This is a genomic window from Methanosphaera sp. DEW79, from assembly GCF_003266085.1.
GTDB lineage: Archaea > Methanobacteriota > Methanobacteria > Methanobacteriales > Methanobacteriaceae > Methanosphaera > Methanosphaera stadtmanae.
Genome location: NZ_MUZW01000011.1, coordinates 1 through 17,914, shown reverse-complemented (window position 1 = coordinate 17,914; position 17,914 = coordinate 1). Strand labels below are relative to the sequence as shown.

Annotated in this window: 17 protein-coding genes and 1 tRNA gene; 8 read left to right on the top strand and 10 right to left on the bottom strand. The window is 29.2% G+C overall.

The window, feature by feature from the left end; translation table 11 throughout:
* The first annotated feature begins 79 nt into the window (after positions 1-79).
* The 3 genes from BZ132_RS00975 (at position 80) to ribB (ending at position 1,780) form a co-directional block, all read left to right on the top strand.
* A complete protein-coding gene (locus BZ132_RS00975) occupies positions 80-475 on the top strand; it encodes a CTP-dependent riboflavin kinase (protein WP_286940166.1) in 396 nt (131 codons plus the stop codon).
* 160 nt (positions 476-635) lie between these two features.
* A complete protein-coding gene (locus BZ132_RS00970) occupies positions 636-1,064 on the top strand; it encodes a hypothetical protein (RefSeq protein WP_011405792.1) in 429 nt (142 codons plus the stop codon).
* A gap of 38 nt (positions 1,065-1,102) precedes the next feature.
* A complete protein-coding gene (ribB, locus tag BZ132_RS00965; RefSeq protein ID WP_011405791.1) occupies positions 1,103-1,780 on the top strand; it encodes a 3,4-dihydroxy-2-butanone-4-phosphate synthase in 678 nt (225 codons plus the stop codon).
* 27 nt (positions 1,781-1,807) lie between these two features.
* On the opposite strand, the gene BZ132_RS00960 is transcribed toward ribB, so the two are convergent.
* From BZ132_RS00960 to BZ132_RS00935, 6 genes are all read right to left on the bottom strand, one after another.
* Positions 1,808-3,310, bottom strand: coding sequence for an AAA family ATPase (locus BZ132_RS00960; protein ID WP_286940164.1), 1,503 nt, complete (start codon positions 3,308-3,310; stop codon positions 1,808-1,810).
* Positions 3,311-3,395: 85 nt separating this feature from the next.
* Positions 3,396-3,545, bottom strand: coding sequence for a hypothetical protein (locus tag BZ132_RS00955; protein ID WP_286940162.1), 150 nt, complete (start codon positions 3,543-3,545; stop codon positions 3,396-3,398).
* A complete protein-coding gene (locus tag BZ132_RS00950) occupies positions 3,508-3,786 on the bottom strand; it encodes a hypothetical protein (RefSeq protein WP_286940161.1) in 279 nt (92 codons plus the stop codon). The genes BZ132_RS00955 and BZ132_RS00950 overlap by 38 nt, the downstream gene beginning before the upstream one ends.
* A gap of 225 nt (positions 3,787-4,011) precedes the next feature.
* Positions 4,012-4,083: transfer RNA gene (locus tag BZ132_RS00945), tRNA-Arg, on the bottom strand.
* A gap of 106 nt (positions 4,084-4,189) precedes the next feature.
* Positions 4,190-7,051 carry a leucine--tRNA ligase gene (gene leuS / locus BZ132_RS00940; RefSeq protein ID WP_112149281.1) on the bottom strand — a complete coding sequence of 954 codons (2,862 nt, stop codon included), beginning with the start codon at positions 7,049-7,051 and terminating at the stop codon, positions 4,190-4,192.
* A 149-nt stretch (positions 7,052-7,200) separates the two neighbouring features.
* Positions 7,201-7,998, bottom strand: coding sequence for an NAD+ synthase (locus BZ132_RS00935; protein WP_011405787.1), 798 nt, complete (start codon positions 7,996-7,998; stop codon positions 7,201-7,203).
* A 199-nt stretch (positions 7,999-8,197) separates the two neighbouring features.
* Here BZ132_RS00935 and BZ132_RS00930 point away from each other — a divergent pair, with 199 nt between their 5' ends.
* Together BZ132_RS00930 and BZ132_RS00925 are read left to right on the top strand one after the other, a co-directional pair.
* Positions 8,198-9,184: a TRC40/GET3/ArsA family transport-energizing ATPase gene (locus BZ132_RS00930; protein WP_011405786.1), complete on the top strand. Its 987-nt coding sequence runs from the start codon at positions 8,198-8,200 to the stop codon at positions 9,182-9,184.
* Between the two features lie 271 nt (positions 9,185-9,455).
* Complete coding sequence (locus BZ132_RS00925) at positions 9,456-9,689, top strand: histone family protein (protein ID WP_083756994.1); 234 nt, start codon at positions 9,456-9,458, stop codon at positions 9,687-9,689.
* A 100-nt stretch (positions 9,690-9,789) separates the two neighbouring features.
* On the opposite strand, the gene BZ132_RS00920 is transcribed toward BZ132_RS00925, so the two are convergent.
* Positions 9,790-10,863 carry a hypothetical protein gene (locus tag BZ132_RS00920; protein WP_011405784.1) on the bottom strand — a complete coding sequence of 358 codons (1,074 nt, stop codon included), beginning with the start codon at positions 10,861-10,863 and terminating at the stop codon, positions 9,790-9,792.
* Entirely contained in the window at positions 10,860-11,960 is a 1,101-nt protein-coding gene (locus BZ132_RS00915) for an oligosaccharide repeat unit polymerase family protein (protein WP_112149279.1), read from the bottom strand. The genes BZ132_RS00920 and BZ132_RS00915 overlap by 4 nt, the downstream gene beginning before the upstream one ends.
* A 176-nt stretch (positions 11,961-12,136) precedes the next feature.
* On the opposite strand from BZ132_RS00915, the gene BZ132_RS00910 reads away from it, so the two are divergent.
* A complete protein-coding gene (locus tag BZ132_RS00910; protein ID WP_011405782.1) occupies positions 12,137-13,687 on the top strand; it encodes a flippase in 1,551 nt (516 codons plus the stop codon).
* A gap of 22 nt (positions 13,688-13,709) precedes the next feature.
* The gene (gene hisB / locus BZ132_RS00905) at positions 13,710-14,291 is read left to right on the top strand and encodes an imidazoleglycerol-phosphate dehydratase HisB (protein ID WP_011405781.1); all 582 of its coding nucleotides are present in this window, start codon (positions 13,710-13,712) and stop codon (positions 14,289-14,291) included.
* A 28-nt stretch (positions 14,292-14,319) separates the two neighbouring features.
* On the opposite strand, the gene BZ132_RS00900 is transcribed toward hisB, so the two are convergent.
* Together BZ132_RS00900 and cfbB are read right to left on the bottom strand one after the other, a co-directional pair.
* Complete coding sequence (locus tag BZ132_RS00900; RefSeq protein ID WP_011405780.1) at positions 14,320-15,150, bottom strand: F420-dependent methylenetetrahydromethanopterin dehydrogenase; 831 nt, start codon at positions 15,148-15,150, stop codon at positions 14,320-14,322.
* A gap of 52 nt (positions 15,151-15,202) precedes the next feature.
* Positions 15,203-16,564, bottom strand: a complete 1,362-nt coding sequence (cfbB, locus tag BZ132_RS00895; protein ID WP_011405779.1) for a Ni-sirohydrochlorin a,c-diamide synthase — start codon at positions 16,562-16,564, stop codon at positions 15,203-15,205.
* A gap of 186 nt (positions 16,565-16,750) precedes the next feature.
* Here cfbB and BZ132_RS00890 point away from each other — a divergent pair, with 186 nt between their 5' ends.
* Entirely contained in the window at positions 16,751-17,908 is a 1,158-nt protein-coding gene (locus BZ132_RS00890; protein WP_286940156.1) for a VWA domain-containing protein, read from the top strand.
* Positions 17,909-17,914 lie beyond the last annotated feature (6 nt).

The following is a 17,914-nucleotide window of genomic DNA, read 5'->3' as shown; positions in this document are numbered from 1 at the left end:
ATTATATTAAATTAGGAAAAAAAACTACTCAAGAAAATAAGAATAAATACAATAAAAAAAATTGGAGTGTGTTTAGAAAGTGTTATCTTTTGAAGGTAAAGTAAGTTCTGGACTACAAAAGGCAGGACAATTCATGAAAAAAGAGGTTTATAAAAAACAATACTTAGATAAACTTGGATTTATACCATATCATGGAACTTTAAATATAAAATTAAGTAATAATATCACGTTAAACTTAGATAATCTACATGATAAATTAAAGAGAATTCATGGAAATGGATCCTTTGGAGATGTACTTTTTCTAGAAGCATACCTATCTACAATAGATGAAAAAATAACTAAAAAAGGTGCAATACTATTTCCTGTAAAAACTGTATATGATACAGATACATTGGAATATGTCTCATCTGAAAAATTAAGAGATACACTTAATTTAAAGGACGGAGATAAAGTAATAATTAAAATAGAGAAGTAAAAAATAGCATTATTAAATAATAAATATCACAATAATACAAAAATATTAAAGACACAAAAAATAAATAAAACTATAATAACTATAAATTACTATTGAATTTTAAAAATTAGTAAAGAAAATTAGAACATAATTATTTATTTGTATTCCGGGAGGGATACATGTGGAAGACGAATATGAATTAATAACAAGTGCAACTATAACCAAATCAATGATAAGAAAAATTGGAGAAAATCAATATTTAAAAATTATTCCATCAGAAAAAAGAATTGAAATCTCCACAATTAAACAGAAAAAAATTACTGAACCTATAGAACAGGTGGATGAAATTGTAATAAAAGCCTATCCAAAGGAAGTTAAATTATTTAAAAACCAAAACCAGGATATTAAATACGAAACTTCATGGGAAACAATGGATGGTGTATCATTTAACATACCATCATCAAATATAAAGAACATCTATTCCCTTTTACAGGCAAAAAAATTAGTAGTAATTGATAACATGTTAAATTTATCAAATATATTAAGTATGATTATTAAACAAAATACTCTTGAGAAAAAAATAGAAAATATAAAAGATGACTTAGAGTAAATATATTATATGTAGAACGAAAAAAACTAGGTTATTATATGATAGATAAAGCAATTGAAGCATTAAAAAATGGAGAAATAATATTAATTTATGATAGTGATGATCGTGAAAGTGAAACAGACATGATTACTGCAGCAGAATTTATGACTACAGAAAAAATGACAACAATACGTAAATATGCTGGAGGACTTGTATGTATGCCTATTTCCAATGAAAACTGTGACAAACTTGGAATTCCCTTCATGGTAGATATTCTAAAAGAAGCTAATGAAAAATATCCCGTATTAAAAGATCTTTACCCAAATGACATACCATACGATGCAAAATCTGCATTTAGTATAACTGTTAATTACCGTGACACATACACTGGTATTCCAGATACAGATAGATCAAAAACAGAACGTGAATTAGCACTTCTTTGTAAAGAAGGAAAACAAGCAGAATTTGGTAAATATTTCAGATCCCCTGGACATGTAACTCTACTTAGAGCAGAAAAGGATGCAGTTCTAACAAGAGAAGGACATACCGAATTAACAATAGCACTACTTGAAATGGCAGGATTAGAACCTGTTGGTATCTGTTGTGAAATGATTGGAGATAATGGTGAAGCAATGTCTGTAGATAAAACAAGAGAATATGCTCAAAAAAATAATCACGTATTTATTAGTGGTGATGAAATAATAGAAGCATACAAAGAATTTAAAAATAACAATTAAATTCTCCATACTCCTTTTTTTATGAAACTATTTTTTATATAAATCACAAATTTCCTCATAGGATAAGTATCCTCTAAATTCTGGTACTTTAGCTAAATCCATTATTTTTGTAACATCCACATATTCTTTAACAACATCCATTGCTGCTTTTGTAAATGTTTCCAATTGAAGATAATCCTCTGGAACCTGTCCTTTATTCTCTACTTTGGCCTTACCAATACTCCAAATATTATCCTCTGGTATTCCAGATTTATTAGATAAGAATTCAGATACATGTTCCACAATACCTTCATCATAGGTTTTATTTAAAATAACACCAGCTGTTTTAACATCCATCTTATTTAATAGATTAATATGTGCTTCAATATCAATAGCTGCTGTTTCAATACCACCCTTACTTACACTAGATACCATTATAACAGGAATATTACCTGCATATGCAATTTCTGCAGTTGAATATGGTGTTTTTTTATTAAGTAGTCCTGTTGCTGCACTCATTACTCCTTCAACCAGTACTAAATCATAGCCCTTATTCTTTACTTGTTCTATTATTTTTTCAAGTGGAGTCCATCCAATATTACTTATTTGTATCGATGCATAATCCTCCAATTTTTCCTTATTTACATAAAGAGATGGTGATAAATCTCTTATATCAGGACCTGTTTTAATTACATACGTATGTATTCCCTTTTCTCTTAGTGCTCCTACAATTCCACTAGCAAGAAATGTTTTTCCAGATTCAGAACCTGTTCCCATTAACATTATCATTGGTGGAACTTCAGGATGTTTTTCTCTTAGTGGTGCCATGTTGTTTGTATCGACTCCAATTTCAGAAAATACCTTACTTTGAAGTTTTTTATTTCTTTGTTTAATGTCTTCATATTCATTTGTAGCATCAAGATATTCTAGTATGTTGTTTACTATTTGAGGATTATTATCAAGTAAACAGTGCACTGTTGTTCCTAATATATTTCCCTTTTTATTTGAAACACCAGATAATATCCTTTCTGGTTTATATCTATAGTTTGATCTTTGAATATTTGAGTAGATAACATTCTTATCATTTGATTCTATCCTACCATATGTATGACAATGAAAACCACTTACTGTTGTGTCCTTTAAGTTTTTTGTAAAGAGTGTGTTATCATCAACAATATCTGCATTTACCTTATTTGTATTTATAAATGGTTCAAAAGTAACATCTAAAAGACCCATACCCTTTCTTATTATTGGTACTGGAGAGTTTCTTCCAACATTTGTATGTTTTCCAAGTACCTGAAATCCTGCACACATACCTAAAATAAACCCATCATCATCATTTATAAGATTAATTTCTTCTTCAACCTCACCAGTCATAGATTCTGATTCAAGAATTGTACCTCCAGGTATTATTATACCATCTAATTCTTCATGAGCTTTTTTTCCATTTTCCAATCTACCATTAGATTTAACTACATCTGTAGGTAAATAACCAAAGTGTTCATATAATGTTAAAACACCTTCAACTTCTAAAATTCCTATCTTTGTCATACAATCACATTAAAAATTTCATTCTATAATTAAATCTATTGTTTGACTATATAAAAATAATTTATTAGAATTCTATAATAGAATTTCAATAATATCTATATACACCATCATCATCCAGATGACGTTTGTATATCACTCCTGTTTTCTTGTTTCTATAATACTTATTAGTAGCAGTGGCTATTCTTTCATAATCCTCATCATAAGAGGGATATATTCCAGTGATTTTTTTCTCCATTAATTGTATCTGATGAAAAACTACTACTTTTACTTGAAGTGTCTTTTGAAATAGTTTTAGATGTAGACTTGGTGGTATTAGTTGTTGAATTATCCATGGAATTTGTATTATTAGTATTATTTTCATTTATTGAATTATTTACTGAGTTATTAATATTATTTAAAAATAATACTGTTGTTGAAAACAGTAGTGTTATTATTATAGCTGTTGTGCATATTATTATTAAATTTTTTTCTTCCATTTTTATCAAACCTATTTTTATTACATAAAAATGTACTTATATCACTGTATCTTTCCAAAAGTAACATGAATGAATCTATAATAATAATTATTAAATGAAGATATTATAAGTTAACTAATTTATTATAAACACTAATATTTTTTAAAAATTATACTGAATATATTGTTTACAAATCAATATTAATATTAAAAATAGTTATTCAAAAAAAGTGTTAAATATTGAAAGCGCCCTGACCGAGATTTGAACTCGGGTAAAGGGATCCGCAGTCCCTCGTGATATCCGCTACACTATCAAGGCATATGAAAAAAAATTCATTATATTCAACAGTTATTAATTAGTTTGTAATTTGTCTATATTATATTTTTCTATTTTTTTTAAAAAAAGAATAATTGTTAGAAAACAATTATTCAAGATATATTGCTGGTTTATATGGTGATGCATTTTGTGCTTTATTCTGTGGATCGTATGTTGGTTTATCATATACTTCTATTTTAGCACCAATTTCACTTTCCAGATATTCACGTGCATCAGTTATTACTGAAACTTCATCAACTACTCCCACATAATTAATTTTATTGAAGTTTTTACCTGCTTTTGTTGCAAATTTAGATAATTCTTTCTTATTATCACATAGATTTGCATCCATGGCTTTGTGAATTATTTCACCAATATTTGGTTTTCCAACTTCTTGTGCTATATTATATACTTCATACTTCCATGATGGAGCAGTATATAGGTGTACAACTTCTGGATTGGATTTTGTAATTTTAATAATTTCCTTAATATCTTTTGCAAGATCTTGAACTATTTCCTCACTTTTTTCTATTTTTTCATCAATTAAGTCCTCACATGCTACAGGCCAGTCTAATGTTGAGATAAATACATCATCATCATTGTATGTATCCCATATCTCCTCTGTTGCATATGGAATAAATGGTGATAATAATCTTATCCATGTATTTACAAGGTAGATGAGTGTTTCTTTTTCTTCTTCTCCTATTATTGTTATTCTATTTAGGTAGTAGTCAACATCTTTTCTAAATAGGAAGAGACTTGATTGTAATGCTTTTCTTGTTTGGAATTTTTCAAGTGCATCTGTTGCAGTGCTGATTTTCCTATTGATTTGACTTATAATCCATTTATTTATAGGTTTTTCAACAATTGGTGCATTGTTTTCTATGGATAATTTTAGAGGTTCTCCAATTAATGATTCTACTTTTTGTGGGAATTCAATTATTGCTTCAAGTCTTCTTTGTATACCATTAACTTCTTTTTCTCTCCAATCAAAGTCTTGCCATGGTTCTGCTGAGGACATGAGGAATAATCTTACAGTATCTGCACCATATTTATCAATTGCTTCACTAAGTAAGATAACATTACCTTTAGATGAAGACATTTTCTGTCCTTCAAGAAGTCCCATACCAAATACTGTTATTCCTTTTGGCCAATATTTCTGTGGGAATATTGCTGCATGGTGGAACATGTGGAATGATAAGTGATTTCCAACTAAATCCTTTGCAGATAATCTCCAGTTAAGTGGATACCAGTACTGGAATTCTTTCTGGATTTTTTCTGTTATATCTTCTGGTATTTTATTTACAGATCCATCATTTGCTCCATCTTTATCAAGGAATACTTTATTAAAGAATGCATCATTTAGGTCTTCTGCATTAATATCCTTCATATACTTAGCTATTGTATAGTATGCCATGTATATTGTTGAATCTGTTAATGGTTCAATTAACCATTTTTCATCCCATGGCATGTGTGTTCCAAGTCCAAGTCTTCTTGAACATGCCCAATCTTCTAGCCAGTCAAGATAGTATTCGAAGTTTGATCTTATTTCATTAGGAACTACATCTAATTGTTCTAAGCAATCATATGCTTTTTGTGTCCATTCTTTGTCTGAATATTTTACAAACCATTGATCATGTAGTTCTTTAACTACACATTTTGCTCCACATCTACATATTACTGGTTTTTCTGCAAATTCATAGAGTTTATCTGCAATGTTTTCATTTAATAGTTTTTCAATAACTTCATCTCTTACATCAGCAACCCTTCTTCCTTCAAATTCACCAGTATTTTCATTCATTATTCCTTTTGCATGTTCTTTCTTATATATTTCATTTGTTGCTTCTTTAAGATTTTCATCATCTTGACTTGTTACATTATATGCATCAAGGAAATCTTTTGCAGGGAATTTAGAGTATCCTTTTAAGTTTACAAGACTTGTTATTTTGATGTTATCTATTTGTTCTTGAAGATTGTATTTTTCTATTGCTTGAGTGTTTTTCTTAATATCTTCCAGTGCTATGTAGTCTGCTGGTGCATGTGCTGGTACTGAGAATACTACTCCTGTTGCATAGTCTGCATCTACAAATGATGCTGGGAATATTGGTAGTGGATCATTTGTTATTGGATTTTGTACTGTTTTTCCTATGAAATCTTTAGCATCAACTTCTTCAATGATTTTCATTGATTCTTTTTGATGTATGATGTTTCCATATGCAAGTTTACTAATTATCCATTTTTCTCCTTCATATTCTACTTTAACATATTCTTCATCAGGATTTAACCAGAAGTTTGTTGCTCCATACAATGTTTCTGGTCTGAATGTTGCTGCTACAAGGTATGAGTCCTCATATGGGAATTTGATTAATGTTAATTCATTAATTCCCACACCTTCTCCTTCTAAAAGATCATGGTCTCCCACTGGATTTGCATCATCTGGACAGTATTTTACTGGGTGTGATCCTTTACGAATAAGATTTTTATCCTTTAATTGTCTTATTTGCCATCTTACAAATTGTTTGTAGTGTGGATCTATTGTTCTAAATTCCCTTCTCCAATCTATAGTATATCCCATATCTACCATGTCATTGTGGTATTCACTACTGAAGTATTTTACAATGTATTCAGGGTCTACAAATTTTTCTAGTTCATCTTCTGGTACTTGGTGCACATTTTTATATATGTCCATTGTCCATTTATCGTGTCTTTCGATTCTTTTTGCAATACCTACTACTGGTGCACCTGTTACATGCCATGCCATTGGGAATAATACATTAAATCCTTGCATTCTTTTAAATCTTGCATATACATCAGGTACTGTGTATGTTCTTCCGTGTCCTACATGCATTGCTCCACTCGGGTATGGAAATGCCACTGTAACATACATTTTTTCCCTGTTATCAGGATTTGATTCAAATAATTTAGCTTCTTGCCATTTTTTTTGCCATTTTTTCTCTAATTCTGTTACCATAGATTAAACTCCGTTATTAGTATTATGTTATTAATACATGAAAAATGATTTAGTTAATTTTATAATAATAGATATTTATATTTATTTAAATATTTTAATTTACTGTAAAAAAAAATAAAAGAATAAGAAAAAAGAAATTAATTAAGATTTTAGTTTTTACTTAATATTGGTATTTTATTTCTTTTATGACTAGCATTATTTACCATGTTTATTATACGTTCTACTTCACTTTCTGGAATTTCTAGTTCTTTTGCTATATCTGGCATACTATATTCTTCTTCAAGGTATAAGTATAATAATTTATCTAGTATGTTGTATGTCATGCCAAGTTCCTCTTCATCAGTTTGGCCCTCCCATAGACCTGCTGTTGGAGGTTTCTTAATAATAAGTGATGGTACTCCTAATTCCTGTGCAACTTTTTTCACATCCATCTTATATAAATCACCTATTGGTAATAAGTCCACTCCACCATCCCCATGTTTTGTAAAGTAGCCTACTTGTAATTCTGTTTTATTTCCTGTTCCTATTACAAGTGAATTATATATTGTTGCATAGTAGTAGAGAATACTCATTCTAATTCTTGGTTTTAGATTTCCACGTGCTAGATTAATATTATCTTGTGGAAGATTTTTTATTTCACATGAACTTATAAACTCATCATAGATACTACCTATTGAAATATATTCTGATTCAATATCCAGTTCATCCTTTATTAGTTTTGCATCATATAAATCCTGATCTGAGGTTGTTATTGTTGGAAGAATATATCCACGTACACGCAATGGACCTAATGCCCTAACAGCCAGACATGCTACAACACATGAATCTATCCCACCACTTAATCCTATTACTACTCCATCAGAATTAGATTCATCAACTTTTTCTTTTATAAATTCACAAGCTCTTTCTATAAATTTTCTTGCATCAAATTCAGGTAAATCTATCATATAAACATCCCATCAAATAAATTAATAAATATTCATTTAATGAATAATTATTTATTTTATTTACTTATAATAATTAATGAATTTATAATTACATATATATAGTTTCAAATTAGAATAAATTATATATAAATGGTGTATTAATTATAAATATTTGAAACTAATAAAAAAAAATATATTAAGTTAAAAAGGAGGAAATAATTTGGCATTTACAGACTTAGTAACATTCAACAAGAAAAAAACAACGTTTATATTTATTGGAGGAAAAGGAGGCGTTGGAAAAACAACAGTATCTGCAGCAACAGCACTGTGGTGTGCTCGTGTTGGTAAAAAAACATTGATCATATCAACAGATCCTGCTCATTCTCTCGGTGACTCCTTTGATAGAGTAATAAAACATGTGCCTACACCAATAACACAGAATTTAGAAGCTATAGAAATAGATCCTGATAGGGCAATGGATGAATACAAAGAAAAAATGCAAATGCAACAAAAATATAACGATGCCCTTGGTATGTTTTCAGAACAATTTGATGTTATGAGTTCTTCTCCAGGTATTGATGAGGTTGCATCATTTGATAAATTCATGCAATATATGAATACTGATGAATATGATGTTATAATATTTGATACAGCACCTACAGGACATACACTTAGATTATTATCCTTCCCTGAAATGATGGATTCCTGGATGGGAAAAATGATAAAAACAAAGAAAAGTCTTGGAGCTGCTGCACAAAAACTTAAAAATATCATACCATTCATGGGTTCTGATGAAGCAGAAGATGCTCAAAGCATGGCAGAACTTGAAAGGGCAAAAAAAGAAATTGAAAAAGCAAGAGACGTTCTCACAGATCCATCTAGAACAACCTTTAAAACTGTGCTTATTCCAGAAGAAATGTCTATTTATGAATCACAAAGATCTATGGAAGCATTAGATAAATGTAACATGAGTACTGATGGTGTTATTGTTAATAAAATACAGCCTGATAACACCCATTGTGAATTCTGTAGGGCAAGATATGAGGTTCAACAAAGAAGACTTGAAACTATAAATGCATTGTTTGGTAATCAAATCATTGCAACAATACCACTACAAGAACATGAAGTTAGAGGTATTGATAAATTATATGAGATTTGTGATATCTTGTATGGTGATGATACTGATAATGGACCTATTGCATTATAATATCCCCATTTTCTTATATAAATACAAAGAATTAGTTATAATTAGTTTATTTATTAAATAACTTATTATAACATTCTACTTTATTAAAAATAGTCTTATTTTTTTATTATATTGTCTAAAAGAGAGTTATAATATAATATATTCTAATTCATTTTTTTAAATTGAAAAATAAAAAAGAAGTATCTATAAGCCATATGGAGAATAATATAAATAGTAAATAGTATAAATAAAGAATATAAGAGCATTTTCTTAAAATAAAAAAAATAAGTTGATGCTTCAAAATAAAGAGGTGAAAATAATGGAATTACCAATAGCACCAGTAGGTAGAATAATTAAAAATGCTGGAGCAGACAGAATCAGTGATGATGCAAAAGCAGAATTAACACAAATACTTGAACAAATAGGTGAAGAAATATCTAAAGATGCTATACAAGTAGCAAAACATGCAGGAAGAAAAACAGTGACTGCAGCAGATATTGATTTAGTATCTAAAATAAAATTATGATTACCACCATATTTATCAAAAGATTAACACATCTTTTGATATTTTTTATTAGACAAAAACTTATTTTAAAAAAAAAATAATTAAATATAAAAATAAAGAATTATCTGTATTTTTTTCGTTGATTCCAAATCTTTTTCATGGAACTTAGTCCACCAGGATCTTTAGTGAAGATTTTCATTTCATGAATAAGTTCAGCTACCTTTAAACTAGCCTTATAACCATTTTTCACGAGACGTTCTCCATTAGGCTGTTTCATTGAATCAATTGATGAGGCAATATCATATTCTGATACAACAGTTATTCCAAGTTTTCTTGCTAAATCATTACTTGCATGTTGTCTGTGAAAACCTAACAATTTAATTGCTGGAATTGACAGAGCTCCAACTTCTATTGTAACACCCATACCTGCACAGTATATTACACCCTGTGATGCTTTCATTAAACTTAGAAGATCAACAAATCCATCAATCACATAAACATTACGTCTTGTTATTAATTTACTAATATATTTTACATCAAAACGATATGGAACTATTAGTATTGTTTTATCAAGTTTTTGAATCTCTGATATAATATCAGGTATGTCTGTTGCACGTGTATCTCCACCTAAAAACAATACATAGAAGTCATCAACACCATATTTTTCATATATTTCTTCTTTAGATTCAAGTTCCATTCTATTGACATATTCAGCCTGAGGATATCCCCTAATATTAAATGTATTTTTTATACCATACATTTTCTTTAAATTCTTCTGAGCAACATTATTTGGAACAGTAATTAAATTAGCATATGCAATCATTTCAATAGGATTATAAATATCTTGTTCCATGTGTAATACTGGAATATCTAATTTTTTTGCTGCAAGAATTCCCTTTCTCACATCCCCTGAATTTCCACATGTTATAACAAGATCTGTATCTGAATTTTTTAATGCCTTGTATGTTTTATATGTATCTTGTAGTACTAATCTTCCAATTGTGAAGTTACTTCTTTTTACAGATGTGTTCTTTCTGCTTTCACCAATTGCCTTTATATCCACACTGTAAGGGGATAATAATTCCATTGCTCCAGTATCATGTGTTAATGATATTATTTCATCATCATCCAATTTTTCTATAATTGGAATTAAAGTTTTTGCTGGAGCTGTTTCTGCTACTAATGCTATATTCATTTATTCCCCTCCTTTTCAATGGTTATTGTATAAATTGTAATTATTATTGATATTACAAAGAACAATATTATTACTAAATCTGTTGGTCCTGTTTCAATCCATATTATTACATGGGCAATTAACATTGCATATAATGCTACATATATTCCTCCAAGACTTCTTTGTATATAGTATAATATATTCATTAGTCCCCCTATTATAAACATTTGAATAAGCATTGCATATAATCCAAAGTCAAGTAATGCTGGTCCAAATATCATAGATGTTGTTGAATGAGCATATCCTAGTGTTGTTAAACCCACTATAACTCTAGGATCTGATGATTTGAAAAATCCCATTAAAGTATTATAGAGTAATTGTCCATGTGTACTTCCCTGTAGTAATACTGCATGATCTAATACTTGAAGAGTGTATCCTGCTCTATAAAAGAGTAATTCCAATGGATTTAATGTCCATGTTTGCCATTCAATAGATTGTACTGCCACATATCCTACAACCAACAGTAATATGAATATTGCTACTAGTGCAATAAACAAGTATTTCCAGGGAAGATTTCTTGTATAGTAAATAGTGATTAATACACTCAGTACTATTGCTATTGCTGTTGTACGATAACCTGTACATACAAATAATAACAATCCCACTATAAATAGTATATAATATCTTCTATCATGATACTTTGCCAGTAATATGTTAATTGAGGGTAAAAATAACAGATAAGATAAAAGCCATATTCTTGTTGCAGCATGTGCCTTTAAGTATCCACTAAATAATGGAATTCCTCCAAGATAGATCATATTTATAATTTGTAATAATATTCCAAGTATTACACAAGATAATATTATCTTTTCTGAAGTTATTTTCTCAAGCTTTTCCTCTTTAATAGATAATTTTCTATTTTTTAGCAAGTATTTTATAGAAATCATTCCTATAATATATGCTATTAATCCTAAAAATATAATTCCTATCGTATTAGTATTTATACCGACTAATTCTTTCAGATGATAATTAAATGCTACAAATGAAAAAACTAAATACAAAATAACCAATAAAACTACGATTATTGGTGAAAAAATATCAAAATTCTTATAATTCATAATATCGACCATAAAAAGTTAAAAGATGTACTTGTATAAATACTAAATAATATACTAGTATGTATATTTCTATAAACTGATATAAACATTTTATTTTATTTTTAGAAAAATAGAGTATATGAAAATAAGACATTATATAGAAGTATACAATTAATATTTAAAATGGATATGAAATAATGGCAAATAAAGTTCTCAAAAGTAGTTTTATTCTATTAATTGGTAATTTATTATTTCGTGTTGGAGGATATATTAACAGACTACTTATGAGTAGAATGTTAGGTCCAGAAGGATATGGATTATATGGTCTAACACTTCCTTTTCAAGGAATCTTTCAAATACTGTCTGCTGGAGGATTACCCCCTGCCATATCAAAATATGTTGCCCAATACAATGCTAAAGATGAAAAAGCACTTTCTAGACAAATTATAATTACATCAACTAAGTTTATGATACTTATGGCTATTTTGCTTAGTATTGTGTTGTTATTTTCATCAGATTTTATTGCAAATAACATTTTTCGCAAACCACTTGTTGTATGGCCTCTTAGAGCAGTGTGTTTAATCACACCATTTAGTGTTGTTGTAGGTTCTATGCGTGGAGCATTTCAGGGAACATATAAAAATGAGTACACTGTTTATAATAGAATGGCAGAACAGGTATCAACCATTGTTTTTGCATGTATCTTTGTATACTTTGGTATGTATGCTATGGGTGCTGTTTTAGGTAGTGCCTTTGGATTTATAATATCTGCTATTACAGCTGTATTTTTATATAAGAAATATATTGATCCCATATTTAAAACTGAAGATTCACTTGATTTAACATTTCATGAAGAATTATCTCTTCTTTGGAAGCTTATATGTTTTGCTATTCCTGTTGCAATCACTGCCCTTTCAGAAATGGCTATTTATGATGTTGGTACTATTATTATTGGTATATTCATGTTATCTACAGATGTGGGATATTACAATGCAGCAGATCCAATATCTAGAATACCTCTTATAATTTCACTTTCAATATCAACAGTACTACTTCCAGCTGCTTCTGAAGCATATGCATTGGGTAATAGAAGTCTTTTACAGGAGTATGTTGTTGATTGTTTAAGATATGGTATTTTAACTGTTGTTCCAATGTGTATTCTTATTAGTGTATTTAGTTGTCCTATTTTAATTATATTATTTGGACATACCTACATTCCAAGTTCAGATGTTTTAAGTATTCTTGTTATTGGAATGTCATTCTACAGTATCTACATGATTTGTAGTAGTATATTGCAGGGAACAGGACAGCCTAAACTTCCAATGTATATATTGATTGTTGGTATTATAATGAATATTACATTGAATGTGTTATTTGTAAAATCAATTGGTATTGTTGGTGCAGCAATTGCAACTACCATCGCCACATGTATATTGATGATTGTAATATTATACTGTGTTATAAGAAATACGAGAATATCAATCCCATGGAAGAATATTCTTATGATTATTATAAGTAATATTATTTTAACAATAGCTTGTATTATAATTCCAAAAACAATAATTGGATCTATAATTGGTTGTGTTGTAGGATGTGTAATCTATGTGTTATCATTAATACTTCTTAGAGCACTCTCCAAAAGAGATATTGATTTTTTCACAGCATATCTTTATAAAATAAAATTCATTAAACCATATATAGAAAAAATAGTAAAATTTATAGAAAAACACGACTTAATATATAAATAAACATGACACTGGGGAATATGTAATGAATAATCGAAAAGTAGAACTAACTAGAAAAACACGTGAAACAGACATAAAAATAAAATTAAACATAGATGGAAATGGTGAAAGTCACATTGACACAGGTCTTAAATTCTTTGATCATATGCTAGAATCATTTAGTCGTCATGGATTTTTTGACTTAGAAATAAATGTAGATGGAGATATTGAAGTAGATGATCATCATACCATAGAAGATACAGGACTATTGCTTGGAAAATGTTTTAGAGAAGCTCTTGGCGATAAACGTGGAATAAATAGAATGGGTTATTCCATAGTACCAATGGATGAATCACTATCAACTGTAGCAGTTGATATTAGTGGACGTAGCTACACTGTATTTAATGCTACTTTCCAATATCAGTACATTGGAGATGTTACCTCCCAAAATATTAAACACTTCTTTGAATCCTTTGCAATGACAAGTCAAATGAATATCAATATAAAAGCTGAAGGTGAAAATGATCATCATATATGTGAGGTTATATTTAAAGCCTTAGCACGTAGCTTAAATGATGCTACAAAAATCACACATAATCAAATATTAAGTACAAAGGGAAAATTATAGAACTTTCCCTACACTTTATTATAAGTATCTATTCTTTATTATCATTTAACGAAGTCCCATATAATATGGATCCATTTCTTCTATGAGCTGTTCTAACAACAGTATCATTACTTTTTTCTATTTCTCTTGCTTCATATGCAAGTTTTGATGCTGCAGACATCATTTCATGAGCAGCACTTACAAGTGGAATATAAACATGATAATCCTTTGTTTTAAAACAAGCTCTTACATTCATAGAAGATACCTGACATGCAATGGAATATGCTGCAATAGCTTTACTTTTAGCATATGGATTTTTAAAGTCAGCTGCATCCACAGCATTTTCCGCAGTAATAACAAGTTCTGGTAGTGAATATAATTTATCTTCATCAATATCCCTTATTACTTTATCTAATGTTTTATGAATTAATCTAAATACACCAGTTGTTGAGAGTACCATCAAGACATCAGAATTAAATACTGCCATTTCTGTAGCATCCAAAAATTCTCTTCTTGCTCCAATCATTGAATCAGCCTTTACTATAATGTATCCAAGACCTTGTTCCTTCATAGAACCAATTGCACGTTCCCCTGGTCCATCACCAATTACAATTGTTGGAATATTCTTTTTAGATAGTGTTTCTCTTGCAGAGGATGGGGATTTAGCTCCAGGATCTGGACTAATAAATATAATAACATCTGGATTATACTCATCAATCTTTGGTAAAACATCATCCATCTGATTTTTACCCATTTTAGCTCCAGAACTTATTGTTCTCACATCAATATCTTCCCTATCTGCTCTTTCATCTAATATCATGTCTATTAATACAGATGTTCCTATGTTACCAACTTTTACAATTCCTATTTTTACTACCATGATTTCACTCTTATTATTACATAAATTCTATACTTATTTTTTTTATATTATTTTATTTATTTTCATATGCAGACTGTGTAAAATTATATCCAAAATCTGGTAAACATGCAGTATGGGTGTGAATATAACTTGCCAATGTGTTATTTTTTAGTAATCCATCATATTTACCTGTTATTCCAACACCACGTCTCATACTAAATGCAAAGTCATTTGAATTTGAGCCTGTGTATTCTACCTTAGAATAATGGAATTCATGTCCATGATATGTTGTATTTTTCTTTAGTATTGGATTATCCCTTTGAACATGTGCTATTGTATAGCTTAGTCCCTGTACCCTTTTTGTTAACATTGAATGATAAGGAAATACATCAACCATAGGTAGAGAATCTATTGTTTTACACAGATACATGAGTCCTCCACATTCAGCATATATTGGATGATTATCTTGTGAAAATTCTTTTATTGATTCAAGCATTGTAGTATTTTTTGATAATTCCTTCTTAAATATTTCAGGATATCCTCCACCAATATACAATGCATCAACAGATGGTAATTGTTCATCATGTATTGGACTGAAGTATTCTATTTTAGCATTGTTATATTCTAGTGCTTCAAGATTTTCCTTATAATAGAAGTTAAAGGCTTCATCAAATGGAACAGCTATTCTTGTTTTATGTTTTGTTTTATTAGGTGACCATATTGGTTCATATTCATTAATTATTGGATTAGAATTATCCATTATCTCCATTAATGCATCAAGATCAATATTTTCCCTTATTAATTCTCCCCATTTCTCTACAAGTCCAGATATACGTTCTTGTTCCACGGCAGGTATCAGTCCAAGATGTCTTTGTTCCATTGATATGGAATTATCCCTCTCAATACCTCCAAGAACACGAGTATTTGCTAGTTTTTCAACTGCTTCCTTTGTTTTTAAGTAATGTTTTTGACTTTTAACATTGTTTAAGATTACTCCTTCAATATCTATCCGTGAATCTAGTGCCTTAAATCCAAGAGTCATTGCTGCTGCACTTCTAACAAGACTACGACTATTTATTATCAATATTACTGGAGAATTAAGTGCTTTTGCAATTGAAGAAGTACTTCCTATATCATTAGTAGGACTTATTCCCTCATATAACCCTCTAACTCCCTCAATAATTCCATAATCTGCATGGGATGATGTCATTCCATTTTTGAAGGATTGTCTTATCTGTCCATCAGACATGAAAAATGAATCTAAATTACGAGAAGAAACTCCCGTTGCACAATTATGATATGAAGGATCAATATAATCTGGACCTACCTTAAATGGTTGTATTTTATGTTCATCAGATAATGCCTTCATAATACCAGTGGCTATGGTTGTCTTACCAACACCACTTCCTGTTCCTGTCAATACTACTCTTTTCATATAAATAACCTACTTGAGAAATAAAACTAAAAAAAAATATCATATCCATTTTATTTTAATACTTATTATAATTATATTTTAAATTAATAAGATATAGATTTTTAGAAAAAAATAAGAAAAATAAAATAGGAATGAAATTAAAATAATGAAATTATATGATAAGTATCTATAATAGGATAAAATATTATGACAGACAATAAAAGAATCATTGCATTATCAAATCAATTACGTGAAGAAGGTATGCAAGTTAGTATAAGAAGTACAAAAACTGCATGTGATGTATGGAACCTACTTAAAGGTACAACAAGTCTGACAAATCTTCAAACTGCACTAAAAAGTGTTTATATCAAGGATCATCACGATAATCAAAAGTTTGATAAGGTTTTTAATGACTTATTTATAGATGTTGATGATGCCAAAGGTCAAGTACTTGAAGATATGCCATACAATGGTAAAAATGATGATAAATCAGTTGAATATGAGGATATTATGAGTCTTCCAGATAACACTATTGAATCATCACAACCCTTATCACTTGAGAAGATGTTACCTCCAGATTTTAATCCAGAAACACTACAACAAAAAAGAATACATGAAAAAGACATACTGAAAACTGATATTAGTCATCTTAACTCATTTGATGAAAGAATTCTTGATCTTTGCAGAAAATTAGGAGATAAAATAGCAAATAGACGATCAAAAAGACGAAAACTAAAAAATGCTAAAACAATAGATATGCCAAAAACAATACGAAGAAATCTTAAAAATGGTGGTAAATTAATTAAATTATACCAATCAAAACCCCCAGTACGTAAGAATAAACACGTATTTCTAAGTGATGTTAGTGGTTCCTGTGATTGGATAAGTAGTTGGTTTTTTTCAATAATATATGGTTGTCAAAAATCATTCAATAAAATATACAGTTATGAATTTGATAACTCCATTATCAACACGACATCATACTTAAATAGTGAATCATACTATGAAACCTACCAGAATATCACAGCCCAAAGATTAAGACGTGGAATGATACATGGACAGTCTGATATGGCAAAATCATTCAAAGAATTTCTAAAGGATGCACCACTAAATCACAAGACTGTTGTAATTATACTAACAGATTGTAGGGATTGGAGAGGAAAAAGAGAAGAAGGTGTTCTGGAGAGTGCCCAAGTACTAAAACAAATAGTTCAAAAAAGTTCAAAAGTACTTATATTTAATCCTGAAAATAAAAAACGTTGGAATACACCTACAAGTTGTGTAAAAGACTACCAAAATGCTGGTGCTAAGGTGTATGAAATTAAAAATCTGGAAAATCTTGCAAATTTAATTACAAATCTATAAAAAAAA

Excerpts from the sequence above, each read along its gene's own strand:
- leuS (WP_112149281.1), bottom strand. The coding sequence starts at position 7,051 with ATGGTAACAGAATTAGAGAAAAAATGGCAAAAAAAATGGCAAGAAGCT.
- BZ132_RS00915 (WP_112149279.1), bottom strand. The coding sequence starts at position 11,960 with ATGAATTATAAGAATTTTGATATTTTTTCACCAATAATCGTAGTTTTA.
- hisB (WP_011405781.1), top strand. The coding sequence starts at position 13,710 with ATGAATAATCGAAAAGTAGAACTAACTAGAAAAACACGTGAAACAGAC.
- ribB (WP_011405791.1), top strand. The coding sequence starts at position 1,103 with ATGATAGATAAAGCAATTGAAGCATTAAAAAATGGAGAAATAATATTA.
- BZ132_RS00935 (WP_011405787.1), bottom strand. The coding sequence starts at position 7,998 with ATGATAGATTTACCTGAATTTGATGCAAGAAAATTTATAGAAAGAGCT.
- BZ132_RS00955 (WP_286940162.1), bottom strand. The coding sequence starts at position 3,545 with ATGGAGAAAAAAATCACTGGAATATATCCCTCTTATGATGAGGATTAT.
- BZ132_RS00950 (WP_286940161.1), bottom strand. The coding sequence starts at position 3,786 with ATGGAAGAAAAAAATTTAATAATAATATGCACAACAGCTATAATAATA.
- BZ132_RS00920 (WP_011405784.1), bottom strand. The coding sequence starts at position 10,863 with ATGAATATAGCATTAGTAGCAGAAACAGCTCCAGCAAAAACTTTAATT.
- BZ132_RS00960 (WP_286940164.1), bottom strand. The coding sequence starts at position 3,310 with ATGACAAAGATAGGAATTTTAGAAGTTGAAGGTGTTTTAACATTATAT.
- BZ132_RS00900 (WP_011405780.1), bottom strand. The coding sequence starts at position 15,150 with ATGGTAGTAAAAATAGGAATTGTAAAAGTTGGTAACATAGGAACATCT.
- cfbB (WP_011405779.1), bottom strand. The coding sequence starts at position 16,564 with ATGAAAAGAGTAGTATTGACAGGAACAGGAAGTGGTGTTGGTAAGACA.
- BZ132_RS00925 (WP_083756994.1), top strand. The coding sequence starts at position 9,456 with ATGCTTCAAAATAAAGAGGTGAAAATAATGGAATTACCAATAGCACCA.
- BZ132_RS00910 (WP_011405782.1), top strand. The coding sequence starts at position 12,137 with ATGGCAAATAAAGTTCTCAAAAGTAGTTTTATTCTATTAATTGGTAAT.
- BZ132_RS00890 (WP_286940156.1), top strand. The coding sequence starts at position 16,751 with ATGACAGACAATAAAAGAATCATTGCATTATCAAATCAATTACGTGAA.